Raw genomic sequence first — 23,990 nt, 5'->3', positions numbered from 1 at the left:
CCAGGGCCGGGTGGGAGTCAGTGGCCGGGCGGCACCCTCGGGTGCGGCCCGGCCACTGCCCGTTCCGGGCTCAGAAGAACCAGCCGACCTCGGCCTCCCGCTCGGCGGTGAACGCCTCGTCGAAGGCCCGCAGCACCGCCGCGTCCTTGGCCTGGATCCGGTTGGCGGCGGCGTAGACCCGGGCCCGGTAGACACCGAAGTAGAGGCTGCCGAGCACGTCGATGCCGAGTTCCAGATCCGGGCCGCGGTCGGTGGGCGCGCATTCGGCGATCCCGTCGCGCACCCGCAGCGCGAAGGTGCCGCCCGCGTCGCGGAACGGATCGTCCACGGCCAGCACCACATCCAGGTCCCGCTGATATGTGCGCGCGGTCAGCGCGGCGGGCACGTCCATGAGGCGGGTCCACAGCGTGTCGTGGCGGCCGACGACCTCGATCAGGCGCGGATCGGTGACCAGGAAGGGGAGCGGATCCCCGTCGTAGGTGCTGGCCTTGATGTCGTGCACCAGGTCCATGCTCAACAGCACCCGCCACAGCGCGATGTGGGCTTCCGGTGTGACGGTGCGCATTTCGCGGACCGTGGCGGTGTTCTTGTAGTCGTGCCAGGAGCGGCGCAGGATGGCGTACCCGTCGGGGTGGATCAGGAAGAACTGCGGCGCGCCGTCTTCGTTCTGCACCGATTCCGCGAAGATCCGCTGCCGCCACCGGGCTTCGGGGCGCACCTGCGCGCCGGGTGTGAGTCGTCGCCAGCGGTCGTAGATCTCGGGCAGGGCCTGCTCGGCCTCGGCCAGGGACGCGACCCGCACGCCGCCGGGATCCGGTGTGGTGGGCCGGAATTCGGCGGTGCGTCCGCGAATCGAGAGGTCGATCTCCTGGATCGAGGGCCCGTAGCCGAAGCGGCCGTAGATGCCGCCCTCGCTGACGGTGAAGATGGTGAGCGGCAGGCGCTCGGCCTCGATGCGCTCGTGCAGCGCGGTGTAGAGCGCCCGCAGAATGCCGCGCCGCCGATGCGTGGGCGCGACCGCGACGCCGGTGACGCCACTGGCTTGGACGGTGCGCGGACCCGGCACCGTGACGGTCATGACGCGATCGTTGACGTGCCCGACGAGACGATCGCCGTCGACGGCGACCAGGGCTCGTTCGGTGGGGAAGACCTGCGGCCCGAACTCGATGTCCGCCGGACCGCCACGCATGCCGAAGCCCATATCCATCAGCTGGACGAGTTCCGGCCGTTCCTCAGCTCGTGCCGAACGCACGGTAATGCCATTCGTCGATGCCATTCCCCGAAGATCCCAGGATTCCCGGTTTCCCGCATCCGATTTCTTCAGGGGCCAGCTGCCGCCCCCGCCGCGGCAGCTGACCCCCGTGAGAACAAGAGTGCCGCCCCGCGCCAGCGAGATCCTTAACAAGTCCTTGTCAACGACAGGTCATTGTCAACGGGAAATCCCCGCCGCCACGATGTGTGACGACGGGGATTTCCCGTGAAAAGCGTTCGGGCACAGGACCCGAGGGATCAACGGCCGTTGATCTCCACGTAGTCGCGCTCGCCGTAGCCGGTGTAGATCTGCCGCGGACGGCCGATCTTCAGCGGCTCGCGGTGCATCTCGCGCCAGTGCGCGATCCAGCCCGGCAGGCGGCCCATGGCGAACAGCACGGTGAACATGCGGGTCGGGAAGCCCATGGCCCGGTAGATGACGCCGGTGTAGAAGTCGACGTTCGGGTACAGGCGACGCTCGATGAAGTACTCATCGGTCAGGGCCGCCTCTTCGAGGGCCTTGGCGATGTCGAGCAGCTGATCGTCGCCGCCGATCTTGGACAGGATGTTGTCCGCGACCTGCTTGACCAGCGTCGCGCGCGGGTCGTAGTTGCGGTAGACGCGGTGCCCGAAGCCCATGAGCTTCACGCCGTCTTCCTTGTTCTTGACCTTGCGGACGAACTCCTTGACGTCACCGCCCTGAGCCTTGATGTCGTCCAGCATCTCCAGCACGGCCTGGTTGGCGCCGCCGTGCAGCGGGCCCCACAGCGCGTTGATGCCGCCGGAGACCGAGGTGAACAGGTTGGCGTCCGACGAACCCACCAGGCGCACGGTCGACGTCGAGCAGTTCTGCTCGTGATCGGCGTGCAGGATGAGCAGCATGTCGAGCGCCGCGGCGATCTCCGGGTCGACCTCGTAGGGCTCGGCCGGGAAGCCGAAGGTCATCCGCAGGAAGTTCTCGACCAGGGACAGCGAGTTGTCCGGGTAGAGGAACGGCTGGCCGACCGACTTCTTGTACGCGTAGGCCGCGATGGTCGGCAGCTTGGCGAGCAGTCGGATGGTGGACAGCTCGACCTGCTCCGGGTCACGCGGGTCCAGCGAGTCCTGGTAGTACGCCGACAGCGCGTTGACCGCGGAGGACAGCACCGGCATCGGGTGCGCGTTGCGCGGGAAGCCGTCGAAGAACCGCTTCAGGTCCTCGTGCAGCAGGGTGTGCCGGCGGATCCGGTCGGTGAAGTCGTCGAGCTGGGCCTGGGTCGGCAGCTCGCCGTAGATGAGCAGGTAGCTGACCTCGATGAAGGTCGACTTGCCCGCCAGCTGCTCGATCGGGATCCCGCGGTAGCGCAGGATGCCCGCCTCACCGTCGATGTAGGTGATGGCCGACTTGGTCGACGCGGTGTTCATGAAGCCGGGGTCGTAGGTGACGTACCCGGTGCTGGCGAGCAGCTTGCCCAGGTCGATCCCGTCATTGCCCTCGACAGCCTTGGCGACGGTCATCGGGTACTCGCCGCCCGGGTATTGCAGTACCGGCTTGGCGTCGTCGTCGACGTTGATGATGTTCTCAGCGGGCACGGAAGGATCCCTCTCAGGCTTGAAACCGTAGGCATCGACGCGGGTGACACACGATGCGCTTGTACTCAACGCTAGCCGCTGTCCACTACGCCCCAGTAATGAGGGTGTCCCTTGACTACCTCACAGTCACGTCGTTCGCAGGTGAGGCGAGCGGCGGTCATGTGCTATGCGCATGAACGCCGGACCTCAGGCGACCGGCACCTCCGAATGGGCACGTGCCACCCGGTAACGCACGAACGCGGGAAATGCCACGACGGCCAGCATCATGCCGACCACGACCAGCGCGCCGCCGCCCGCGGCCGCCGCCGCGGTACCCACCGCCGCTGCGGCGAAACCGTGCGCAACATCACCGATGCGCGGTCCACCCGCCACGACAACGATGAACACGCCCTGCAGTCGGCCGCGCATCTCGTCGGTCGCCACCGACTGCAGCATGGTGGTGCGCAAGGCCGCCGAGAACATGTCGACCGCACCGCCGAAGGCCAGGCAGGCCAGTGCGATCCAGAGCGCCAGGGTCATGCTCAGCCCGTGCCCGACCAGGCCCACGGCCAAGCCGAACCCGACCATGCCCAGACCCCACAGCACGATGCAGACCACCACGGCCAGGCCCTGCCGCCGCACCCGTGACAGCCAGCCGGAGAACACCCCGCCCAGCACCGCGCCCACCGACATGGCCGCGAACAACAGTCCCAGAGCCGTTCCGCCCGAAGCGGAATCGCCGAAGCTGTCCTGGGCGATCTGCGGGAACAGGGCGCGCGGCATGCCGAACACCATGGCCACCACGTCCACCGCGAAGGAGGCCAGCAGGATGCGCTGGGTGGCCAGGTAGGCGAAGCCGTCGAACACCTCACGAAGCCCGGCCCGGCGGGCTTCGCCGTGCGGCGGGATGGGCGGCAGCTTCCAGGTGGCCCACAGCGTGGCCAGCAGCGCGATGGCGTCCAGCAGGTACAACGTGGACAGGCCCGCGAGCGGAATCAGCATGCCCGCCAGCACCGGTCCGGCGATCGCCCCGAACTGCATGACCGTCATGCTCAGCGAGTTCGCCGCGGGCAGCTGCTCGGGCGGCAGCAGGCGCGGGTAGATGGCGCTGCGCGCGGGCTGGTTCATGGCGAAGAACGCCTGCTGCGCCGCGAACAGGATCAGCACCAGCCACACGTTGTTCAGCCCGGCCGCGGCCTGCGCCCAGAAGGCGAGCGCGGTCAGGCCGGTGCCCGCGGAGGTGACGAGCAGCATCTTGCGGCGGTCCATGGCGTCGGCGAGCGCGCCGCCCCAGAGCCCGAACACGATGAGCGGGATCAGGCCGAACAGTCCGGCCAGGCCGACGTACGAGGAACTATGGGTGATGTCGTAGAGCTGTTTGGGGACGGCTACGACGGACAGCTGCGCGCCGATCACGGTGACGATGCCGGTGGTCCAGAGCCTCCGGTAGTCGGGATTCCGTAATGGAGTTATGTCGGCGAGCAGCGTCACCGACTTATTTTGGACCGATCATCCCATCATTTGAACGTGAGATATCCAACTCTTTCGTGGCCTTGCTCGGGCATCAGGGTTGGAGGCGTTCGACTTTCATGGCCGAAACATCCGAGTTGCCCGGTTCCACCGTCACCCGGATGCGGTTGTGCATACGGCTGCGGCGGCCCTGCCAGAACTCGACCGTCTCCGGCCGGATCTGGAACCCGCCCCAGAACGGCGGCACCGGAATGTCGTCCACCTCGGCGAACCGGGCCTCGGTCGCGACCATGCGCTCATCCAGCTCGGCGCGCGAGGCGATGGTCCGCGACTGCTCCGAGGCCCACGCCCCCAGCCGCGAGCCGCGCGGCCGGGACTGCCAGTACACCTCGGTGGCCTCGGTGGGCACCCGCCGCACCGGGCCGCGCACCGTCACCTGCCGCCCCATCGCCTGCCACACGAATGTGGCCGACGCGTACGGGGTTCGGGTCAGCTGACGGCCCTTGAACGAGTCGTAATTCGTGTAAAAAGTCACACCCTCGGCAGAAAGCCCCTTGCACAACACGGTTCGCGAGGACGGCCGCGGACCGCTCTCGGTGATCTCCACGGTGCTCAGCACCATCGAGTTGGGGTCGGTCAAGCCCGCGCTGGTGGCATCCTCGATCCAATTGCGCAGCAACGGCTCCCAGCCCTCGGTCAGCCAGGTCTCGTCCAGGTCGGTGTCGCGGTGCGGATGGTTGTCGCCCTGATCGACCCCGTACTCGACGCGCAAGGCCGCGATATCGATGTCCACCGGGACTTCGTGCGCCATCGGCCCAGTGGCCAATTTCTCCTGGTCAACCATGGGCCAGACGTTACTCCGGAGTAATGCGGGGGTTAAGCTCCAGGTGATCGGCGTGGCTGCTCAGGGATCGGGCGGCCCGACATGCAAGGAGAGTCACAACATGACTGCCAGCGCTGCGGTACCCAATGTCGTCCCCGACGGCTTCGTGAGCGGTCTCGAAGGCGTGGTGGCCTTCACCACCGATATCGCCGAACCGGACAAGGACGGCGGTGCGCTCCGGTACCGCGGCGTCGACATCGAGGACCTGGTCGGCAACCGGGTCACCTTCGGTGATGTCTGGGCCCTGCTCGTGGACGGCGAATTCGGCCGCGGCCTACCGCCCGCCGAACCGTTCCCGCTCCCCATCCACACCGGCGACGTCCGCGTCGACGTGCAGGCCGGTCTGGCCATGCTGGCCCCGATCTGGGGTTACGAGCCGCTGCTCGACATCGACGACGACACCGCCCGCGAGAACCTCGCCCGGGCCTCGGTCATGGCGCTGTCCTACGTCGCCCAGTCGGCGCGCGGCATCTACCAGCCCGCCGTGCCGCAGTCGAAGATCGACGAATCGGCCACCATTACCGAGCGGTTCATGACCCGCTGGAAGGGTGACCCGGACCCGCGCCACATCGAGGCCATCGACGCCTACTGGGTGTCCGCGGCCGAGCACGGCATGAACGCCTCCACCTTCACCGCCCGCGTCATCGCCTCCACCGGCGCCGACGTCGCGGCCTCGCTGTCCGGCGCCATCGGCGCCATGTCCGGCCCGTTGCACGGCGGCGCCCCGGCCCGCGTGCTCCCGATGATCGAGGCCGTCGAGAAGTCCGGCGACGCACGGGCTCTGGTCAAGGGCATCCTGGACCGCAAGGAAAAGCTGATGGGCTTCGGCCACCGCGTCTACCGCGCCGAGGACCCCCGCGCCCGCGTGCTGCGCGCCACCGCCCAGCGCCTGGACGCCCCGCGCTACGAGGTCGCCGCCGCGCTGGAGCAGGCCGCCCTGGCCGAGCTGCGCGAGCGTCGCCCCGACCGCGCCATCGAGACCAACGTCGAGTTCTGGGCCGCCGTGATCCTGGACTTCGCCGAGGTCCCGGCGCACATGATGCCCGCCATGTTCACCTGTGGCCGCACCGCCGGCTGGTGTGCCCACATCCTGGAGCAGAAGCAGCTCGGCAAGCTGGTCCGCCCGGCCGCCATCTACACCGGCCCGGCCCCGCGCAAGCCGGAGACGGTCACCGGCTGGAACCTGGTGTCGCACAACTAGAGTGCGCTGAACGAATAAATGGCCCGCGGCGAGACTTCGCCGCGGGCCATTTGTTCGTTCTACTGCTTTCGTTCTAGGCCTTGACGACGATCGTCCCCATGATCTTGTCGCCGAGGGTCTGCTTCTTCTCGTCCCACAGCGGCCACAGCCAGCCCAGGTAGCAGCAGAGGGTGTTCACCATCTCGGCGAAGTAGCGCACGATGGCCATGCCGAAACCGACGGGCTGGCCTGTCGATTCCTTGAGCAACCGGATGCCCGCCACCCGCTTGCCGAGCGTCTGGCCGGTGGTGCCCTCCTGGTAGGCCATGAACAGCCCGGCCCCGACCAGCGCCACGAAGCCGATCAGCACGCAGATGAAGCCCAGGGCGTTCATGGTGCCGGAGTCGCAGTAGGTCGAGTAGCGGGTGGTCGTGCACTGGGGCTCCGAGGTGCCCGCGGTGTTGGCGATGACGTCGAGCAGGATAAACGGGCCCATCACGACCAGGGAGTCCACCAGTCGCGCGCCCACTCGTGCGCCCCAGCTCGCGTAATTCGCTCCGAACCCCCCGAACGGAGCGTAACCGGGCTGGGGTGCGCCGTAAGCGGGTTGCGGTGCGCCATAAGGAGATTGGGGAGCCCCGTACGCGGGCTGCGGGGCGCCGTAGCCGGGCTGCTGCGGAGCGCTGTATCCGGGTTGCTGTGCGCCGTAGGGCGACTGGGTTGCGCCGTAGCCGGGCGGCGGGGCCGCGTAGCCGGGCTGGGGCGCGCCGTAGCCCGGGGCGGGCTGGTCGGCGGGCGGGTAGCCGTACCCCGGCTGTTGCTGCGGGTACGGGTTGTTCGGGTAAGTCAATGCGCTTCCTTGCAAAAGGGTTGTTTCGGACAGGCAGGCTACAGTCTGGGGCACCCGGCCCCTCGATATGAAAAGGAAATCGATCACAGTCGCGCACCCGGGACCGGCAGCGCGCGGACGAGGAGACCGGATGGCGCTGGAAATGCGGACACGCTGTGAACGATGCGAGATTGCCGATTTACCTGCTGAGGGTCCCGCGCTGATCTGCAGCTATGCGTGCACCTTCTGTGAATCGTGCGGTCGAACAATGGATTACGTCTGCCCCAACTGCGGTGGCGAATTGGTTGCCAGACCGCGAAGGCGGCGAGAATCCTGATTCACGCCATGGATTGTGCGCCGGGATTCACATAACCTGCTCCGGTGCTCGACGCAGGACTGTCCAGGCGCGGCTTCTTCGCCGCGGGCGCGGCGCTGGCCGCGGGCCTCGCTACCGCCGGATGCGGTGTGGCGAACGGCAACTCGTCCGACCGCATCCTCGATCCACCCCGCGGTGGCGCCGATCCGGCCTCCGCGCCGGCTCGACTACCCGTCTCCACGGTGTCCCCGGACGCCATCGCGGCCAAGTACGCGGGCCGCACCCCTAAGGCCTGGGGTGTCGACGTCGACGGCATCCTGACCGGCTTCAATCCGACCGGCAAGCAGTTCGCCGTCACCTTCGACGCCTGTGGCGGCCCCGGCAACAACGACATCGACGAGAACCTGCTCGCCTTCCTACAAGCCCAGCAGATCCCGGCCACCCTGTTCCTGAACAAGCGCTGGATCGACGCCAACCCGGCCCGCGCGGGGCAGCTGGCCGCGAACCCGCTGTTCGAGATCGGCAATCACGGCACCGCGCACTGCCCGCTGTCGGTGAACGGCCGCGCCGCCTACGAGATCAAGGGCACCGCCTCCGCGCAGGCCGCGGTGGACGAGGTGTGGGGCAACCATCAGCGCATCGCCGCCCTGACCGGGCGCGGACCGCGGTTCTTCCGCGCCGGCACCGCCCACTACGACGAGGTGGCGGTGTCGATCGTGCGGGACCTGGGGGAGACCCCGGTCGGCTACACGGTCAACGCGGACTTCGGCGCGACCGCCTCGGCCGCGCAGGTGCAGTCGGCCATGTCGGCGGCCAAGTCCGGCGGCATCTCCCTGGCCCACATGCATCGGCCCAAGTCGGGCACCGGTGCGGGCATGCTCGCCGCGCTCCCCGCGCTGAAGGCCAACGGCTTCCAATTCGTGCATCTGCCTTAGTTCTTCGAACCCGCGGTTCTTCGAACCCGCGGTTCTTCGAACCCGCGGTTCTTCGAACCCGCGGTCCTTCGAACCCGCGGTCCTTCGAACCCGCGGTCCTTCGAACCCGCGGTCCTTCGAACCCGCGGTCCTTCGAACCCGCGGTCCTTCGAACCCGCCTCCGGCGCGACGGTCAGTCGCGCCGCGAGGCCGCCCAGTCGACCGCCACGGATTCGCCGCGGTCGACGGTGAAGAACGCCACATCCAGGCGACGGCCCAGATCCACCAGCTCCAGCGCCGAGAGCGGCACCGGCTGCACCACCCGCACCCGCCACGGGCCGGGCTCGTCCCAGGCGCGCAGTTCCAGATCCAGCCGCAGCACCGGATCATCGCGCCCGGTGTAGTCGGCCGCGACCGGGGCGGCGGCCAGCACGGTAGCCCGGGCGCGACGCCCGTCGGACAGGATCTTGGTGATATTGGTGCGCGAGGTCTCCTCCGGCGCGGGCAGATACAGCACCACCCGGTCGGGATCGCCGGGATCGACCCGGCAGCAGACGACATCACCGGGCTGCATCCACTCCCGATCGGCGGCGCCCGCCCGCTGCCGGACCCGGGTCTCGTAGCCGTGCCGGTCCTCGACCTGTACGCGCACCCAGAACTCCGGGGCGGGCTCGTCCGCGTGGACGCCGAGGATGGTGGCCGCCCCCTCGAGACCGTGCAGCAGCAGTGCGCGGCGGGCGGCGTCGTCGAGCACCGGACCGCGGCGGGTCAGGCCGCGTGAGCCGAACTGCGAGGACAACCGGGCCAGCAGACCGAGGCGCGGCACCTCATCGGGCCGGGTCCGCGGTCGCGCGGAATCCGGGTGCAACCCGGGGACGGAACCGGTCTGCCGGTCGGATGCGGTGCTCGGTCGCTTGTCCGCGGCCATGTCCATGTCGCTGAACGGTAGTGCGTCTGTGGCGTGCCACACAGCATTACGCACCCGCCCGCGAGATTGTTTTTTTCACCCGGACCCGCCCGTGAGCGCGGGTGATAGCACCACTACCCTTGTCGCCATGACCTCTGCGTTCCCGACCATCCCCGACGATCTCAAGCCCGCCGACGGACGGTTCGGTTGCGGCCCCTCCAAGGTCCGCCCCGAGCAGCTGCAGTCCCTGGTGGATACCGGCGCTTCGGTGTTCGGTACCTCGCACCGGCAGAAGCCGGTCAAGGACGTGGTGGCGCGGGTGCGCTCCGGTCTGCGCGACCTGTTCTCCCTGCCCGACGGTTACGAGGTCGTGCTGGGCAACGGTGGCACCACCGCGTTCTGGGACGCCGCCGCCTTCGGTCTGATCCGTGAGAAGTCGCTGCACCTGAGCAACGGCGAGTTCTCCTCGAAGTTCGCCTCGGTCGCCAAGGGCAACCCGTTCATCGGTGACCCGATCGTCGTGAAGTCGGAGCCGGGCGACGCCCCCGAGCCGACCTCCGACCCGTCGGCCGACCTCATCGGCTGGGCCCACAACGAGACCTCGACCGGTGTCGCCATCCCGGTGTCGCGTCCGGCCGGTTCCGAGCACGCCCTGGTCGCCATCGACGCCACCTCCGGCGCGGGCGGTCTGCCGGTGAACATCGCCGACACCGACGTGTACTACTTCGCCCCGCAGAAGTGCTTCGCCTCCGACGGCGGCCTGTGGATCGCGCTGATGAGCCCGAAGGCCCTGGAGCGCGTGGAGGAGATCAAGAACTCGGGTCGCTGGACCCCGGAGTTCCTGTCGCTGCCGATCGCGATCGACAACTCCACCAAGGACCAGACCTACAACACCCCGGCGCTTGCCACCCTGTTGCTGTTCGCCAACCAGATCGAGTGGATGAACGGCAATGGCGGTCTGGACTGGGCCGTGAAGCGCACCGCCGACTCCTCCTCGCGCCTGTACTCGTGGGCCGAGACCAGCGAGTACGCCACCCCGTTCGTCGGCAACCCGGCGCTGCGTTCGCAGGTCGTGGGCACCATCGACTTCGCGGACAGCGTGGACGCCGCGCAGGTCGCGAAGGTGCTGCGCGCCAACGGCATCGTGGACACCGAGCCGTACCGGAAGCTGGGGCGTAACCAGCTGCGCATCGGCATGTTCCCGGCCATCGACCCCGACGATGTGTCGCAGCTGACCCGCTGCGTCGACTGGGTCGTCGAAAAGCTCGGCTGATCAGTAGAAATGGCATCTGACCGGGCGAACGCGCCTCGCGAAACCCGGTTTCGGAGCTGAGGCGAATCGATCACACTAATGCGGCGCGGAAGTCTGGGAACAGATTTCCGCGCCGCGTGTCTTGCCCCGAGATTCACAGAAGTGCACTACTGTTCCAGAACGTGGGCGGTGTCGCGAGCCTAGCTATAGCTGTGAGTTGCGCAGCGAACAGGAGGTAACGGTGCGTGAACTTCGAGTAATCGGATTGACGCCCGATTCCACGCATATCGTATGCATCGACACCGAGAGCGGTCAGAAGTACCGCCTCGCCGCCGACGATAAACTGCGCGCCGCTGCCCGCGGAGATCTTGCCCGATTCGGCCAAATCGAGATCGAAACGGAAGCCACGATGCGCCCTCGCGATATCCAGGCTCGTATCCGTGCCGGCGCCTCGGTGGAGCAGGTCACCGAAGAGTCGGGCATGCCGCTGTCGCGGGTCGAACGTTTCGCGTATCCCGTTCTGCTGGAACGCGCCCGGGCCGCCGAGCTGGCGCAGAAGGCGCACCCGGTCCGCAACGACGGCCCCGCCGTGGAGACCCTGATCGAGATCGTGTCGGCCGCGTTCGCCGAGCGCGGCCACAATATCGAGGTCGCCGAATGGGACGCCTGGAAGGACGAGAAGGGCTACTGGGTGGCCCAATTGCAGTGGCAGGCGGGCCGTTCGGTGATCGCCGCGCACTGGCGCTACCAGCCCGACGCGCACGGCGGCTCCGTGGTGCCGCTCGACGATCCGGCCTCCGACCTCATCGACCCCGACTTCGGCCGGGCCCTGCGCGGCCTGGCGACCATCCTGCCGGACCAGACCGACCCGGTGGTGGAGGCGGTCCCCGCACCCGCGCCCGCGGCGCGTGAGGAGCGCGGCTCCGACTACGAGCCCGCCCCGGCGCGAGTCGCCCAGCAGCAGAACGTGGATGATTACTTCGAGCAGCGCGCCGCGGTCGGCGACGGCACCGTGCCGGTGACCACCGCGGCCGCCCCGGCGCCCGCTCCCGCACCGGCCCCGGCCGCGAAGGAACCGGCGGCTCCGGCGCAGCCCGCGACTCCGGCGGCGACCGCCCCGGCGCCGCCCGCCACCCCGCCCGCTCCGGCTCCGGCCGCCGAGCCCACGCCGGAATCGGCGCCGGCCCCGGCTCCCGCGCAGCCCGCGGCGAAGTCCAACGCGCAGAAGCCGAATCGGGCCAAGCGGGGCGGCAAGGCGCCGATGCCGTCCTGGGAGGATGTGCTCCTAGGCGTGCGCAGCTCGGGTCACTGACCACTGTCGGTTCGGGTCGCTGACGCTTTGTCGATCTTCACGAATGCCGGAGGGTTGCTGACCTTCCGGCATGTCGTTCGTCGCCGCGCCGCGAAACGGCGTTGTCAACAGCCGCATTTCGGGCTGTCGCGGGGGTAGATTCAATCCTGTTGGCGGGTTGGTTCGGCCGATCGATGTCGGCTCCGACCGGCCGCTGTGCGTTGCTTGAAAGTAGCCGTGCGCGAGGGAGGTGACGTCGGTGCCATCAACGGTCTCATCCCTGTGGTACGTCGACGCCCCCGATCCGGTGGCCGTGCTGCGCGCGCAACCGGGACCTGATCCCGACGCCGCCTTCGCACTCGCCCGGCAGCTCAACCCGGATCGGGACGTGGTGCCCGCCGCCTCCGGCAGCATGAAGGTGTGGGCGGGCCCGGACCCCGAATCCGTCTATATCGGTTGCTATCCCGGCGTCACGGTGGTGTGTTCCACCCAGGCCGCGCTGCCGCGACCCACCCGGCTGCCGGAGCTGCTGGTCCGCCCGCTCGCCTCCGAGCAGACCTACCTGATCTCCTACGACCTGTCACTGGGCTGGGGCGCGTTCGCGCACTGGGAGCGTGGCGAATTCCGCCGCTCCTTCAGCGCGACCAGGGTCAACATCCTCGAGGACGAGGGCATGCCACGGGTCTGGGAGCGGCCGTACTGGGCGGGCGAGCATCCGATCGTCCTCACCCCCGGCGAACTGCTCGACCCGCAGCTGCTGCCCTTCGACCCGCCCGGCTTCGCGGACGCCGCCAACGAGCAGTGGCTCGGATTCCGTTACCGCGGCCATACTTCCGCGAACGCCCTGACTCCCGACCACATCGAGGTCTGCGGATTCTCGCTGTACCCCAAGGGCGAAGCGCCGCGGCTGGACAGCGAACCGGAGCCACCGATCGAGCACGGCAACGGCAGACGCGGACTGCTGGGCTGGCTGCGCGGCCGGGACCGCGTCTCCTGACCGGAGCGGCCTCCGTATCCGGTTCAGGACAGCAGCAGGGCCAGCCAGGCCACCAGCACGCCCACGCCCAGTCCCGCGATCACCCAGCGGGTCACCGGAGCGAACCGCCAGCGCCAGGCCGTCGGCGCGGCCCCGCCCACCGCGATCAGATTGACCACCACCGACAGCAACGGATGGATCTGCGCCAGCGCCGCCCCGAAGGCGTACACGCCCGCCGCGGTCAGCGCCGCCACCATGACGACCACGGCGATGCCGCTGGCCCACGGCGTGGGTTCGGAATATCCGTATCCGTACGGTCCGTCGGGCGGATGACTCACTGCGCACGCACTCTCTCGTAGAAGGCCATGGCGGCCGCTGTCGCCACATTAAGCGAATCGGTGCCGGGAGTCATAGGGATGCGGGCCCGAATGTCGCTGCCGCGCATGGTCTCCTCGGTCAGGCCGGGGCCTTCCGCACCGAGCAGCAGCGCTACCCGGTCGCCGGTCATGGCGGTGGCGAGCGTGCCCGCCTTCGGGTTCGGGGTGAGCGCGACGATCTGGAAACCGCGCGCGCGCAGTACCTCCAGGCCCGCCGGGAACGGCGGCAGCTGGGCGAACGGCACCCGCAGCACGTGCCCCATGGACACGCGCACGGCGCGCCGGTACAGCGGATCCGAGCAGCGGTCGCCGAACAGCACCGCGTCCGCGCCGAGTCCGGCCGCGTTGCGGAAGATGGAACCGATGTTCTCGTGGTCGTTCACGCCCTCGAGTACCGCGACGGTGCGCGCGTCCGCCAGTACTTCCGCGGCGTCGAGTTCGCGCGGCCGATAAGCCCCCGCGAGCACGCCCCGATTCAAATGGAATCCGACGACCTCGGCCATCACCTCGGCGCTGGTCCGGTAATACGGAATATCCACCGCCGCGAGATCCTCACGCAACTGCTCATATCGGTTCGCGACACCGAACAATGCGAACGGCGTGAACCGCGAGGCCAGCATGCGCTGCACCACCACCACGCCCTCCGCGATCACCAGGCCTTTTCCGCCCGGCAGGTCGGGCCGGCGGTCGGCGTTATTGAGGTCGCGGAATTCGGCGACCCGCGGATCGGCGGGGTCGTCGATATCGATCACTTCGGCCACGCGCCCATTTTCGCCTCCGCCCGGGGCGGCCGAATGGGCGGGGCATAGGGTAGATCACGTTCCGATCCCCTAATCGAAGAGGACAGCCCATGAGCAGCAAGCCGGAAATCGAGTTTCAGGACGGCCCCGCCCCCGCCGAGCTCGTGATCAAGGACCTCGTCGTGGGTGAGGGCAGCGAAGCCAAGCCCGGCGACACCGTCGATGTCCACTACGTGGGCGTCGAGTACGACACCGGCGAGCAGTTCGACGCCTCCTGGGACCGCGGCGAGTCGATCGTCTTCCCGCTGCGCGGCCTGATCCAGGGCTGGCAGGACGGCATCCCCGGCATGAAGGTGGGCGGCCGTCGCCAGCTGACCATTCCGCCGAAGCTGGCCTACGGCGAGGCCGGGCGCGGCCACCAGCTTTCCGGCAAGACCCTGGTCTTCGTCATCGACCTGCTGGACGTCGTGAACTGAGGCCTCCGGGTCGCTGAAAGACACGTGCCCGCCGCGCATTCCGCGCGGCGGGCACTGTTGTCTCGGTCGTCGGCTCTCAGACCTTGACCACGATGCTGCCGATGATCTTGTCAGCGAAGGTCTGCCGCTTGGCGTCCCAGATCGGCCACAGCCAGCCGATATAGCAGGCGAGGCTGTCCACGAAGTGGCAGAGCTGGCGGACGAACGCCATACCGAAGCCCAGCACCTGACCGTCCGCCTCGCGAACGAGCTTGATGTTGAGCATCTTCCGGCCGGGCGTCTGGCCGGTGGTGCCCTCCCTGTAGATGAGCCACAGCGCGCCGGCCAAGGCGATGAGGGCGCCGACGACGATGAGGGCGACGCCCGCGCCCGACAGCCCGCCCGAGCAGCTGGTGCTGTAGGAGGTGTCGGTCTGCTCGGTCACGCAGTCGGCGTCTTTGAATCCGATGAGGAAGCCGAGCCCGTAGAAGATGGCCGCGGGCACGAACACGATCAGCCGGTCGATCAGGTAGGCGCCGACCCGCGCGCCCCAGCCGGCGTAGGGCGGGGCGGGGTAGGCGGCGTAGCCCGGCTGGTAGCCGTAGTCCGAGGGCTGCTGTCCGGGGAAGCCGCCCGGCGGTTGCTGCCCGTACCCGGGAGGTGGCTGCTGCCCGTACCCGGGAGGTGGCTGCTGCCCGTAGCCAGGCTGCTGCGGCTGCTGCGAGTAGGGATCGTTGCCGTAGGTCATCGGTTCCTCCCCAAGAGGATGCGGGGGTATGGCCCCCGCATTGTCTCCTGGATCGCTAGCCGACGATGGCGTTCATGATGGTTCCCGCGCTGGTGGCGGTCGCGCCGCCCAGCATGGCGTTGGCGACCATCTTGGGCGAGGCCGAGCCGCCGCCCCACTTCTCCCAGGCGAAACGTCCGCCACCGTAGGTGATGGCCGCGATGCCGGACATCTGGGTGAACCAGGTGAAGTACCGGAACATCTTCATCATCTTGTCCGCCATGGGCGGGGTTTCCGCGGTGGGATTGCTGAGCTGGGCGAGAACCGTGCCGTACATGTCGTGTGCGGCGATCAACATGCTCACGATCGTTTCCTCTCCGATACCGGGCGCTGAGTGGAGCCAAGATGCGGATGAAGCGGACGAGCTCATGAAACGGGTCGATTAGAGCAATTCGGCCACAGTGTACTCCGGCGAACCGCCGATCGTTGCTGATTGTTTGCGAACGTTTATTTACGAATGATGTCGACCGGGTCGGTGAGGGCGGCCGCGATCACGGTCTGCTGCGGCACGCCGAGCTGGGGGAGCGCGCCCATCGCCTGGTTGGTCTGATTGCTCAGAAGCTTGGTGACGGACTGCAATTGGGCCACGCCGCCGGTCAGCGCCTGCATCGCGGTGACCAGCTGGGCGCCGGCCTGATCGGCGATCGCGGGAATGCTCTGTGCCAGCGACGCACCCTGATTCAACTGGGCGCTTGCGTCATTCAGTCGTCCGGCCGCGTCCCGCAGCAGTTGCCCGACCTTGGTGTCCGGGGTGACTTGCGTGCCTGTCAGATTCGCGAAGCCGCTGAGCTGGACATCCGCCTGATTCGCGATCGTGCGCAGACCCTGCAGCTGCGTGATCACACTCGCCAACTGCGGATCCGTGGCGATCGGCAGCCCCTGCAGCAACGGCACCACCACGTTCAATCCACCCGACAGCGCGCTCGCCGCCTGCGAGACCTGCCACATGGTGACGCCGGTCGAATCCAGCGCCGTGGCAAGCTGATTCGCCTGCGTGGTCGCCGCCGACAGAGTGGAGTTCAGGGCGTCGATCCCCGAAGTCAGCTGCCCCGCACCGGCTTTCGCCTGCGCCAGGAAATCGGTCAGCTGATCCGCGCCGCCGGAGAACTGCTGCGCGCCGTCCGCGGCCGCCTGCACGCCCGCGCTCAGCATGCCCGACGTCCCGGCGATCTGCGACACCTGCAGGCGCGCGGTGTTCATGGTCGAGAACAAGGTGTCCAGCCCGGCCGCACTGATCTTCTTGGTCACCTCGCTCACCGCGTCGTTGACGAGATTCGGGTCGGCGCGGTCGTGCGTGGCCACGGTGACCTGAGCCTTCTTCGGTTGATCGGTGACCAGGGAGTTGATGTCGGCGGTCAGGTCGGCGGGCAGCGTGATCACCGCGGCGTAGTCGGTGGGGCTCGCCTCGTCGACGACCTCCCAGTGCCGGATTCCACTGGCCTGCAGGTCCTTCGCGATGCGCGCGCCCAGCGGGCCGGAATCGCCGTTGACTAGCGCGACCGCCGTGGGCGCGGTCCGCAGGCGGCCGATGCCGACGACGCTCGCCGCGACCGCGGCGGCGAGCAGCAGGACGATCAGGACCCAGCGAGCACGTTTTCCGAACACGATTCAGACCGTAGAGGCCGGGTATGTCCGCAGCTCTGATGGATGTCTGAGAGTTCGGTAAAGACCGGTACGTTCACATCCGCGCGGGTGGCGGCGGCCACGCCCCGCGATCGGGCAGCTCCAGCACCAGCCGCACCCCGCCCAGCATGCCGTCGTCGAAATAGGCTCGGCCGCCGTGCAATTGGGCCTGCTGCGCCACCAGCGCCAGACCCAGCCCGGACCCGCCCTTGGTGGCTTGACTGCCCCGGAAGAAGCGCGCGAACACCTGCTCCCGCTCGTGGGCGGGCAGGCCGCGGCCGTTGTCGTCGACGGTGATCACGATGCGTCCGTCGGGCGCGCGATGCGCCGTCACCAGCGCCTCGGTGGCCCCGCCGTGCCGCGCGGAATTGGTGAGCGCGTTGTCCACGGCCAGCCGCAGCCCCGTGGGCAGGCCCCAGGTGACGAGCTCGGCGTCGGCGTCGATCCACACCTTCAACTGCGGGAAGTGCCGCATGGCGTCGTGCGCGGCGGCGTCGCACAGCTCGACCACGTCGGTGACCACGTGGTCGCGTTCGTGGGTGAGGTCGCCCGCGGCCAGCCGTTCCAGCGCGGCCAGCGTGGTCTCCACCCGGTTCTGGCCACGCTGCAGGTCGGTGAGGATCTCGCGGCGCTGCTCCTCGTTCAGGTCCAGGGTGCTGAGCACCTCGAGGTCGGTGCGCATGGCGGTGAGCGGAGTGCGCAGTTCGTGCGCGGACACCGCGGCGAAATCGCGGGCGGTCTCGAGCGCGGTGGCGGTCTCGGCCTGCGCCCGGTCCACCCGTTCCAGCAGCGTGTTGACGGCCTCGGCGAGCTTGTCCGCCTCCTTCACGCCCGAACCGTCCACCGAGAGCGGGACTTCCGATTCCCCGGTGGGCCCGCGCTCGTCGAGGTCCCGGGTGAGTTTCACGATGGGCCGCACCGCGCGCCCGCCGAACAGCCAGCCCAGCCCCGCCGACGCGGTCACCGCGAGCGTCGCGGCCAGATACACCCAGCGCCGCTGCTCATTGATGGTCTTCTCGGTCTGATTGGTCGGAATGCCCAGGGACACAACCTGTCCCGCGGGCTGCGCCTCGGTGGTGGTGAGCACCCGGTAGGCGTTGCCGTCCACGGTGACGGTGGCATTGCCGACCGGCAGCACCGGCAGTTTCACCGGGGTACTGGCCAGCGCGCGATCGTTCATGCGGACCGTCAGCGCCATTTCCTTGTTGGGCGCGAGGATGTCGACCACATTGACCGCGAAGACCGGCTGGATCAGCACCAGCCGCGACACCATCGACAACTGCTGATCGGCCTGGGCCATATTGCTGCGGCCGATGGCGTAGATGGTGATCCAGCTCAGGATCGCCACGATGATGGTCGCGCCCAGCGCCGCGGCGGCGGCGACGCGCACCCGCAGCGTGTAGGACCAGCGGCGGCGCCTGCCCCCGGGCACGGAAGGGCCCGCCGCGGAGGTCATTTCGGCGCCCGCAGGACGAACCCGACGCCGCGGATGGTGTGCAGCAGGCGCGGGGTGCCCTCGACCTCGAGCTTGCGCCGCAGATAACCCACGAACACGTCCACCACATTGGTGTCGGCCGCGAAGTCGTAGCCCCACACCAGTTCCAGCAGCCGTTCCCGGCTCAGCACCACCCCGGCGCTGCGCGCCAGCGTGGACAGCAGCTCGAATTCGCGCTTGGTGAGCTCGATCTCGGTGCCGTGCAGCAGCGCCCGATAGCCCGCGACGTCGACCTCCAAGGGCCCCACGGTGATCGCGCCCGGGATCGCGGACGCCGGTGCGTCACTGCGCCGCCGCAGCAGCGCCTTGATCCGCGCCACCAGCTCGGCGAGCACGAACGGTTTGACCAGGTAATCGTCGGCCCCCGACTCCAGCCCGGCGATGCGGTCGTCCACCGAACTGCGCGCCGACAGCACACAGATCGGCACCTCGTTGCCCATGGCCCGCAGCGCGGTCACCACGCCCGCCCCGTCCAGGATCGGCATGTTCATATCGAGCACGACCGCGTCGGGGGCGAATTCATTCACACTGCGCAGGGCGGCCGCCCCATCCCGGGCGATCACCACCCGGAAACCTGACAGCCGGAGCCCGCGCTCGACCGATGCGAGCACATCCTCATCGTCGTCGACGACCAGGACGGTAGGTACCGCTGCGTCCAATTTGCCCTCCGCTTCGCTCCGGGCGGGTTCGCGGCCCCGGAGGTCTCGTTCCTTCCTCCTCCGCTCCTCCGCTTCGCTCCCCCGCTACGTCAGTCCAGAACGAGACGGGCCGCGAACATGCGTGGTGTGCCACACGAGGGTGGCACACCATCAGTATTGCCCGGCGGCGGTCAGTAGTTGTGGCAGGAATCGGCGACCTGCTGGATCGTGGCGGCGATTCCACCGGCCCGCGGGTCGGAGGCGGCCTGGTTGGCGGCGTCCGGGTTGTCGCGCAGGTACTGGTCGAGCTCGGCCTGGCGCTCGGCGGGGGAGAGGTCGAACTTGGCCTTCAATTCCGCCTTGTAGCCGGGGTTCTGATCGAGGTACTGGGCCAGCATCGGGGACTTGTCGTGCAGGGCGGCGTCCACCTGGGCGAAGCTGCAGGTGGAGTTCAGGAGCGGCGCAACCAGATCCGCGGGGGAGGCGGAGGCGGTGGCGGGCGCGAAGGCGAGGGCGACGGCGGCGACCGCACCGGCTCCGAAGAGCACACCGGCACGACGATTACGGACGAAGCTCATACAGCGACCTTCTTTTCAGTTGGCATAACGACGGGGCGCGCGATTCCCGCGCGCCCGACCGACGCTAAACGACCGCTCTAGGAGGTCGATGAGCCAATTCTGAAAAGACTCTGAGGCTAGCCCGAGACGGCTTGATCCCCGGCCGGATCGGCGGCGGCCGGGTCCGGGCGGCGGATCGGAGTGGTGGCGACCGCGGCCTCGGCGGCGGCGATGCGCTCCTTGTCCTCCATCAATGTCACCGCGTCGCGGATCTGCTTCTCCAGCGTGGGCAGCATGGAGGCGTCGTCGATGGTCGGCGGCACCTCGAACGGCTCACCCGAGGCGATCTGACGCATGGTGCGGCGCAGGATCTTTCCCGAGCGGGTCTTGGGCAGCGAGGTCACCGCGACTACGTCGTAGAGGGTGGCGATCGCCCCGACCCGCTCCCGCACCCGGTCGATGATCTCCGCGCGCAGCCGCTCGGACTCGATGTCGATGCCGGTCTTGAGCACCACATACCCGATCGGCCGCTGCCCCTTGAGCTCGTCCGGAATGCCGACCACGGCGGTCTCGGCCACGGCCGGATGACCCGAGATGGCCGCCTCGATCCCGCCCGCGGACAGCCGGTGCCCGGCCATATTGATGACGTCGTCGCTGCGGCCCAGGACGAACAGGTAGCCGTCCTCGTCGAAATAACCCGAGTCGCCGGTCAGATAGTGGCCGGGATAGGCGGACAGATAGGAGCGCTCGTACCGCTCGTCGTCCTTCCACAGCGTGGTCAGGGTGCCGGGCGGCAGCGGCAGCCCGATGACGATATTGCCCTCGGTGTTCGGGGCGACCGCGTTGCCCTCGGAGTCCAGCACCCGCAGCCGGTATCCGGGCACCGGCACGGACGCCGAACCGGGTTTGATCGGGAGCTGCTGGAGTCCGAGCGGGTTCGCGCAGATGGGCCAGCCGGTCTCGGTCTGCCACCAGTGGTCCACCACCGGGCAGTCGGGGCGGTCGGCGAGCAGGGTGTCCACGGTCCACTCGTAGGTGGCCGGGTCCAGGCGTTCCCCGGCGCAGAACAGCGCCCGCAGGCGGGACAAATCGTGCTGATGGGCGAGCGCCGCGTCCGGGTCGGCGCGGCGGATGGCCCGCAGCGCGGTCGGAGCGGTGAACATCACATCCACCTTGTACTCGTCGACCAGCCGCCAGAAGGTGCCCGCGTCGGGGGTCCCGATCGGCTTGCCCTCGTAGAGCACGGTGGTGGCCCCGACCAGCAGCGGCGCGTAGACGATGTAGGAGTGCCCGACCACCCAGCCGATATCGGAGGTGGTGAGCATGGTCTGCCCCGCGCCGACCTCGTAGATATTGCGCATGGACCAGGCCATGGCGACCGCGTGGCCGCCGTTGTCGCGCACCACGCCCTTGGGTTTCCCGGTGGTGCCGGAGGTATAGAGGATATAGAGGGGATCGGTCGCGGCCATCGACACCGGATCGGCTGGCTCCGCCCCGATCTGCGCCTCGTCCCAATCGAGCCACCGGGCCGCCACGGTCTCGGTGGAGGCGGGCAGCGAGTCGGTGGCGGCCTGCTCGGCCGGAAAGCGAATGGTGGGGAAGCCGTCTCGCTGCTTGACCAGCACGGTTCTCGGGGCGGTGGTCTCGGCGAGGTCGAGGGCGGCGAGCACGATGGGCGGGTATTCGATGCGGCGTCCGGGTTCCAGACCGCCGGAGGCCGTGATGATCAACACAGGTTCGGCGTCGTCGATGCGGGCCGCGAGTTCGTGGGCGGCGAAACCGCCGAAGACCACCGAGTGCACGGCGCCGATCCGGGCGCAGGCGAGCATGGCGATCACGGCTTCGGGAATCATCGGCATATAGATGACGACGCGGTCACCGGTCTTGACGCCCAGTCGCAGCATGGATCCGGCAAATCGGGCGACTTCGTCGAGCAACTCCCGATATGTGTACATCCGCCTGGACCCGGTCATAGCCGAGTCGTATATTAGGGCCGGTTGTTGGGCGCGACCCCCCTCCTGGCCCTCGAAAGAGCCTTCGGGAGTTGTGATCTCGCGCACATGCCGATCCAGCGCATTGTAGGAGGTGTTGAGGCGAGCGTCGGGAAACCACCGGGCCGCCGGGCGGGCAGCGGTATCGAGAATCTGGGTGGGAGTCACGTCCCAGCTGATGGATTCGGCCGCGGTGCGCCAGAACTCCGAGGGATCGACCAGGCTCAGCTGATACGCCGATCGGTACTCCTGCTTCGCGTTCAACCCGGTGACTCCCTAGCTCCGCCTTGTGTCCTGAGAAGCGCTGAAGATGCCCGCCTCGATAGATCAGCCTGATTGTGGCAGACTTCACGCGACGTCCGGGCGGGCGCCGCGACCTTTGATTTTGCCTGGAATTGGCAGGTCAGGGACCGGTGGTTGCCAAGAGGTCACACAAGAAGTTATTGATCCGTTAGAATCGCATGTCACATATTTCGGCCGTCATGGACGCAATTTCTCGGCCAGCCGCCGTTCTCGGTCAGCTCCGTCTGTCGAGCCGAGCGTGCGATCGCTCGGAGGCTCGCTGATGGCGCGTGGCTGGGGCCAGTTTGGAAAGTGAGTGGGAGATGCGTGACGCCGCTAGGTCCGGCAGCAATAAGCGCTGGGCGCTGAGCAACTGGGACCTGCGATGGAAGGTCACGGCGGTCCTCGCCGTGCCGTTGTTGGTCGCTGTTGTGCTGGGTGCGTCCAGGATCTCGGCGGAGTTCGCCGATTCGAGCAGGCTCTCGACGGCGACCGACCACGTCGGGGTGATCCCGGCGATCACCGGTCTCAGTGCGGACGCGGCGCAGGTGGCCAGTGGGCAGATGGTCATGCTGGGCCCGAACCAGTCCTTGACCTCTGATCCGGAACTCACTCAGTTGGACACGGCGATCTCGTTCGCCGAGAAGGCCGCGAGCCGCCTGAGTGATCTCCCCACCGCCCGTTCCTCGCTGGACGAGATGATCGTGGGCGCGAAGGCGATCCGGGCGCAGGGCCTCGCGCCCTCGAAGTCGATTCCCGACACCGTCGCCCAGGTCGAGCGGATTCGTGGCGACAGCGTGCGCACGGTGGAGTCCATCGTGGCGACCATCGCCGACAAGAACGTGGACCAGTCCAAGCTGCGCCTGGTCGACTCGCTGAACACCCGATGGATGCTGTTCAACGAGGTCGCCGGCATGGCGGAGGCGCTACGCAGCAACCCGAAGGATGGCCTCAAGGACATCCAGATCAGTGTCAGCACCGAGCGGCAGATGCTGGCCGTGCTGGCCCACCGCTTCCCGGACGGCGACGCGACCGTCGCCGATCTGCAGCGTGGCGCGGACACCCGCGTGCAACTGGTGAACGGCCCGCAGGCGCTGGCCGGTCAGCTGCCGGTGGCCGAGCTGAAGGACTCGCTGGTCTCGAGCATCAACGGCTATCAGTCGATCGCGGCGGGCGCGACCAAGGACATCGTGTCCCGAGTCGACGACCTGGCGGCGGCGGCCCGTTCGGACGCCATCCGCTACTCGATCATCGTGATCGCCACCATCCTCGGCGCCATGGCGCTGGCCGTGCTGATCGCGCGCGCGATGATCGTCCCGCTGCGCCGTCTGCGCCTGGCCGCCCTGCGCGTCGCCGAATACGACCTCGGCCAGGAAGTCTCCGCGCTGCGTGAGGGTGCCGACCCCGAAGACGTTCCGCTGGAACCGATGCCGGTGCACACCGACGAAGAGGTCGGCCAGCTGGCTCGCGCCGTCGACGACATCCACGGTCAGGCGCTGCGCCTGGCCGCCGACCAGGCCGCCATGCGTACCCAGGTCAACGACATGTTCGAGACCCTGGCGCGGCGTTCCAAGTCCCTTGTCGACCATCAGCTCTCGCTCATCGAGGCGATGGAGTACGACGAGAAGGACCCGCGCCTGCTCGAGAACCTCTTCCGTCTCGACCACCTCGCCGCCCGTATGCGGCGAAACGGCGACAACCTGCTGATTCTGGCCGGCACCAAGCAGCGCCGGACCAAGTCGGCGCCGGTCGAGATCGCCGACGTGCTGCGCGCCGCCATCTCCGAGGTGGAGGACTACGAGCGCGTCAAGCTGGGCGCCACCCCGCGCGGTTCGCTGGTCGAGCCCGCCGCGTCCGACCTCGCGCACCTGTTCGCCGAGCTCCTGGACAACGCGCTGCGCGCCTCTCCGCCGGAGACCGACGTCAAGTTCACCTTCGCCCAGGCCCACGATCAGGGTCTGCTGATCGAGGTCGCGGACCGCGGTATCGGTATGCCCCCGGCCGAGATGGCCGAGATCAACCGGCGACTGGAGGCCGTGGCCGAGGTCGGCCCGGATACCGCGCGCCACATGGGTCTGTTCGTGGTCGGCCGCCTGGCCGAGCGCCACGGCCTGACCGTGCGCCTGCGCCCGACCTTCGACACCGCCCGGGATCCGGGTGTGACCGTCACCGTGCACGTGCCCAAGCCGCTGATCGTCTCGCCGGGTGGCGCCATCTCGGTGCCG

At 68.5% G+C, this 23,990-nt stretch carries 22 protein-coding genes and 1 pseudogene; 8 read left to right on the top strand and 15 right to left on the bottom strand.

Annotated elements, in window-relative coordinates:
- Window positions 1-70: 70 nt before the first annotated feature.
- The 4 genes from ACFYTS_RS00510 to pdxH form a co-directional block, all read right to left on the bottom strand.
- On the bottom strand, window positions 71-1,276 hold the full coding sequence (locus ACFYTS_RS00510) for a GNAT family N-acetyltransferase (protein ID WP_387300373.1): 1,206 nt from the start codon (window positions 1,274-1,276) through the stop codon (window positions 71-73).
- Window positions 1,277-1,509: 233 nt separating this feature from the next.
- Window positions 1,510-2,823, bottom strand: coding sequence for a citrate synthase (locus tag ACFYTS_RS00505; protein WP_357282557.1), 1,314 nt, complete (start codon window positions 2,821-2,823; stop codon window positions 1,510-1,512).
- Between the two features lie 186 nt (window positions 2,824-3,009).
- Window positions 3,010-4,293 carry an MFS transporter gene (locus ACFYTS_RS00500; protein ID WP_387300371.1) on the bottom strand — a complete coding sequence of 428 codons (1,284 nt, stop codon included), beginning with the start codon at window positions 4,291-4,293 and terminating at the stop codon, window positions 3,010-3,012.
- Between the two features lie 73 nt (window positions 4,294-4,366).
- Window positions 4,367-5,116 carry a pyridoxamine 5'-phosphate oxidase gene (gene pdxH / locus ACFYTS_RS00495; RefSeq protein ID WP_387300369.1) on the bottom strand — a complete coding sequence of 250 codons (750 nt, stop codon included), beginning with the start codon at window positions 5,114-5,116 and terminating at the stop codon, window positions 4,367-4,369.
- A gap of 100 nt (window positions 5,117-5,216) precedes the next feature.
- Between pdxH and ACFYTS_RS00490 the strand changes: the two genes are divergently transcribed.
- Entirely contained in the window at window positions 5,217-6,356 is a 1,140-nt protein-coding gene (locus ACFYTS_RS00490; RefSeq protein ID WP_357282550.1) for a citrate synthase 2, read from the top strand.
- Window positions 6,357-6,429: 73 nt separating this feature from the next.
- Here ACFYTS_RS00490 and ACFYTS_RS00485 read toward each other — a convergent pair whose 3' ends face one another.
- Window positions 6,430-7,185, bottom strand: a complete 756-nt coding sequence (locus ACFYTS_RS00485) for an RDD family protein (RefSeq protein WP_387300366.1) — start codon at window positions 7,183-7,185, stop codon at window positions 6,430-6,432.
- A gap of 67 nt (window positions 7,186-7,252) precedes the next feature.
- Between ACFYTS_RS00485 and ACFYTS_RS00480 the strand changes: the two genes are divergently transcribed.
- Both ACFYTS_RS00480 and ACFYTS_RS00475 read left to right on the top strand, forming a co-directional pair.
- The gene (locus ACFYTS_RS00480; RefSeq protein WP_357282548.1) at window positions 7,253-7,501 is read left to right on the top strand and encodes a DUF1272 domain-containing protein; all 249 of its coding nucleotides are present in this window, start codon (window positions 7,253-7,255) and stop codon (window positions 7,499-7,501) included.
- A 44-nt stretch (window positions 7,502-7,545) separates the two neighbouring features.
- Window positions 7,546-8,415, top strand: coding sequence for a polysaccharide deacetylase family protein (locus ACFYTS_RS00475; protein WP_387300364.1), 870 nt, complete (start codon window positions 7,546-7,548; stop codon window positions 8,413-8,415).
- Window positions 8,416-8,587: 172 nt separating this feature from the next.
- Here ACFYTS_RS00475 and ACFYTS_RS00470 read toward each other — a convergent pair whose 3' ends face one another.
- A complete protein-coding gene (locus ACFYTS_RS00470; protein WP_387300362.1) occupies window positions 8,588-9,328 on the bottom strand; it encodes a hypothetical protein in 741 nt (246 codons plus the stop codon).
- A gap of 121 nt (window positions 9,329-9,449) precedes the next feature.
- On the opposite strand from ACFYTS_RS00470, the gene serC reads away from it, so the two are divergent.
- The 3 genes from serC to ACFYTS_RS00455 all read left to right on the top strand — a co-directional run bounded on the left by serC (window position 9,450) and on the right by ACFYTS_RS00455 (window position 12,841).
- Entirely contained in the window at window positions 9,450-10,574 is a 1,125-nt protein-coding gene (gene serC / locus ACFYTS_RS00465) for a phosphoserine transaminase (protein ID WP_357282542.1), read from the top strand.
- 220 nt (window positions 10,575-10,794) lie between these two features.
- Complete coding sequence (gene sepH / locus ACFYTS_RS00460; protein WP_387300359.1) at window positions 10,795-11,865, top strand: septation protein SepH; 1,071 nt, start codon at window positions 10,795-10,797, stop codon at window positions 11,863-11,865.
- Window positions 11,866-12,103: 238 nt separating this feature from the next.
- Complete coding sequence (locus tag ACFYTS_RS00455; RefSeq protein WP_387300357.1) at window positions 12,104-12,841, top strand: DUF6928 family protein; 738 nt, start codon at window positions 12,104-12,106, stop codon at window positions 12,839-12,841.
- Between the two features lie 23 nt (window positions 12,842-12,864).
- On the opposite strand, the gene ACFYTS_RS00450 is transcribed toward ACFYTS_RS00455, so the two are convergent.
- Both ACFYTS_RS00450 and ACFYTS_RS00445 read right to left on the bottom strand, forming a co-directional pair.
- Window positions 12,865-13,158, bottom strand: coding sequence for a DUF2537 domain-containing protein (locus ACFYTS_RS00450; RefSeq protein WP_357282535.1), 294 nt, complete (start codon window positions 13,156-13,158; stop codon window positions 12,865-12,867).
- Window positions 13,155-13,958, bottom strand: a complete 804-nt coding sequence (locus ACFYTS_RS00445; protein ID WP_387300355.1) for a TrmH family RNA methyltransferase — start codon at window positions 13,956-13,958, stop codon at window positions 13,155-13,157. Before ACFYTS_RS00445 ends, ACFYTS_RS00450 begins: the two co-directional genes overlap by 4 nt.
- 89 nt (window positions 13,959-14,047) lie before the next feature.
- On the opposite strand from ACFYTS_RS00445, the gene ACFYTS_RS00440 reads away from it, so the two are divergent.
- On the top strand, window positions 14,048-14,413 hold the full coding sequence (locus tag ACFYTS_RS00440) for an FKBP-type peptidyl-prolyl cis-trans isomerase (protein WP_357282529.1): 366 nt from the start codon (window positions 14,048-14,050) through the stop codon (window positions 14,411-14,413).
- Between the two features lie 76 nt (window positions 14,414-14,489).
- Here the strand turns inward: ACFYTS_RS00440 and ACFYTS_RS00435 are convergent, their stop codons facing one another.
- From ACFYTS_RS00435 to ACFYTS_RS00405, 7 genes are all read right to left on the bottom strand, one after another.
- On the bottom strand, window positions 14,490-15,140 hold the full coding sequence (locus tag ACFYTS_RS00435) for an RDD family protein (RefSeq protein WP_387300353.1): 651 nt from the start codon (window positions 15,138-15,140) through the stop codon (window positions 14,490-14,492).
- A gap of 55 nt (window positions 15,141-15,195) precedes the next feature.
- Entirely contained in the window at window positions 15,196-15,477 is a 282-nt protein-coding gene (locus tag ACFYTS_RS00430; protein ID WP_357282819.1) for a hypothetical protein, read from the bottom strand.
- A gap of 149 nt (window positions 15,478-15,626) precedes the next feature.
- Window positions 15,627-16,784 carry a hypothetical protein gene (locus tag ACFYTS_RS00425; protein ID WP_357282525.1) on the bottom strand — a complete coding sequence of 386 codons (1,158 nt, stop codon included), beginning with the start codon at window positions 16,782-16,784 and terminating at the stop codon, window positions 15,627-15,629.
- A gap of 73 nt (window positions 16,785-16,857) precedes the next feature.
- Window positions 16,858-18,258 (bottom strand): sensor histidine kinase, encoded by a 1,401-nt coding sequence (locus tag ACFYTS_RS00420; protein WP_387300351.1) that lies wholly within the window; start codon window positions 18,256-18,258, stop codon window positions 16,858-16,860.
- Window positions 18,255-18,956, bottom strand: coding sequence for a response regulator transcription factor (locus ACFYTS_RS00415; protein WP_357282522.1), 702 nt, complete (start codon window positions 18,954-18,956; stop codon window positions 18,255-18,257). Before ACFYTS_RS00415 ends, ACFYTS_RS00420 begins: the two co-directional genes overlap by 4 nt.
- A 170-nt stretch (window positions 18,957-19,126) precedes the next feature.
- Window positions 19,127-19,513, bottom strand: a complete 387-nt coding sequence (locus tag ACFYTS_RS00410; protein ID WP_357282520.1) for a hemophore-related protein — start codon at window positions 19,511-19,513, stop codon at window positions 19,127-19,129.
- Between the two features lie 116 nt (window positions 19,514-19,629).
- Window positions 19,630-21,747 carry an AMP-binding protein gene (locus ACFYTS_RS00405; RefSeq protein ID WP_387300348.1) on the bottom strand — a complete coding sequence of 706 codons (2,118 nt, stop codon included), beginning with the start codon at window positions 21,745-21,747 and terminating at the stop codon, window positions 19,630-19,632.
- Window positions 21,748-22,088: 341 nt separating this feature from the next.
- Here ACFYTS_RS00405 and ACFYTS_RS00400 point away from each other — a divergent pair.
- Window positions 22,089-23,942: pseudogene (locus ACFYTS_RS00400) on the top strand (sensor histidine kinase); the annotation flags it as partial.
- Window positions 23,943-23,990 lie beyond the last annotated feature (48 nt).

The organism is Nocardia sp. NPDC004151 (assembly GCF_042874235.1).
Lineage (GTDB): Bacteria > Actinomycetota > Actinomycetes > Mycobacteriales > Mycobacteriaceae > Nocardia.
Note: the sequence above shows the minus strand (reverse complement) of the source record. Positions and strands in the feature narration are given on the sequence as shown.

Excerpts from the sequence above, each read along its gene's own strand:
- ACFYTS_RS00410 (WP_357282520.1), bottom strand. The coding sequence starts at position 19,513 with ATGAGCTTCGTCCGTAATCGTCGTGCCGGTGTGCTCTTCGGAGCCGGT.
- ACFYTS_RS00420 (WP_387300351.1), bottom strand. The coding sequence starts at position 18,258 with ATGACCTCCGCGGCGGGCCCTTCCGTGCCCGGGGGCAGGCGCCGCCGC.
- ACFYTS_RS00430 (WP_357282819.1), bottom strand. The coding sequence starts at position 15,477 with ATGTTGATCGCCGCACACGACATGTACGGCACGGTTCTCGCCCAGCTC.
- pdxH (WP_387300369.1), bottom strand. The coding sequence starts at position 5,116 with ATGGTTGACCAGGAGAAATTGGCCACTGGGCCGATGGCGCACGAAGTC.
- ACFYTS_RS00440 (WP_357282529.1), top strand. The coding sequence starts at position 14,048 with ATGAGCAGCAAGCCGGAAATCGAGTTTCAGGACGGCCCCGCCCCCGCC.
- ACFYTS_RS00470 (WP_387300362.1), bottom strand. The coding sequence starts at position 9,328 with ATGGACATGGCCGCGGACAAGCGACCGAGCACCGCATCCGACCGGCAG.
- ACFYTS_RS00490 (WP_357282550.1), top strand. The coding sequence starts at position 5,217 with ATGACTGCCAGCGCTGCGGTACCCAATGTCGTCCCCGACGGCTTCGTG.
- ACFYTS_RS00480 (WP_357282548.1), top strand. The coding sequence starts at position 7,253 with ATGAAAAGGAAATCGATCACAGTCGCGCACCCGGGACCGGCAGCGCGC.
- ACFYTS_RS00435 (WP_387300353.1), bottom strand. The coding sequence starts at position 15,140 with ATGACCTACGGCAACGATCCCTACTCGCAGCAGCCGCAGCAGCCTGGC.
- ACFYTS_RS00510 (WP_387300373.1), bottom strand. The coding sequence starts at position 1,276 with ATGGCATCGACGAATGGCATTACCGTGCGTTCGGCACGAGCTGAGGAA.
- serC (WP_357282542.1), top strand. The coding sequence starts at position 9,450 with ATGACCTCTGCGTTCCCGACCATCCCCGACGATCTCAAGCCCGCCGAC.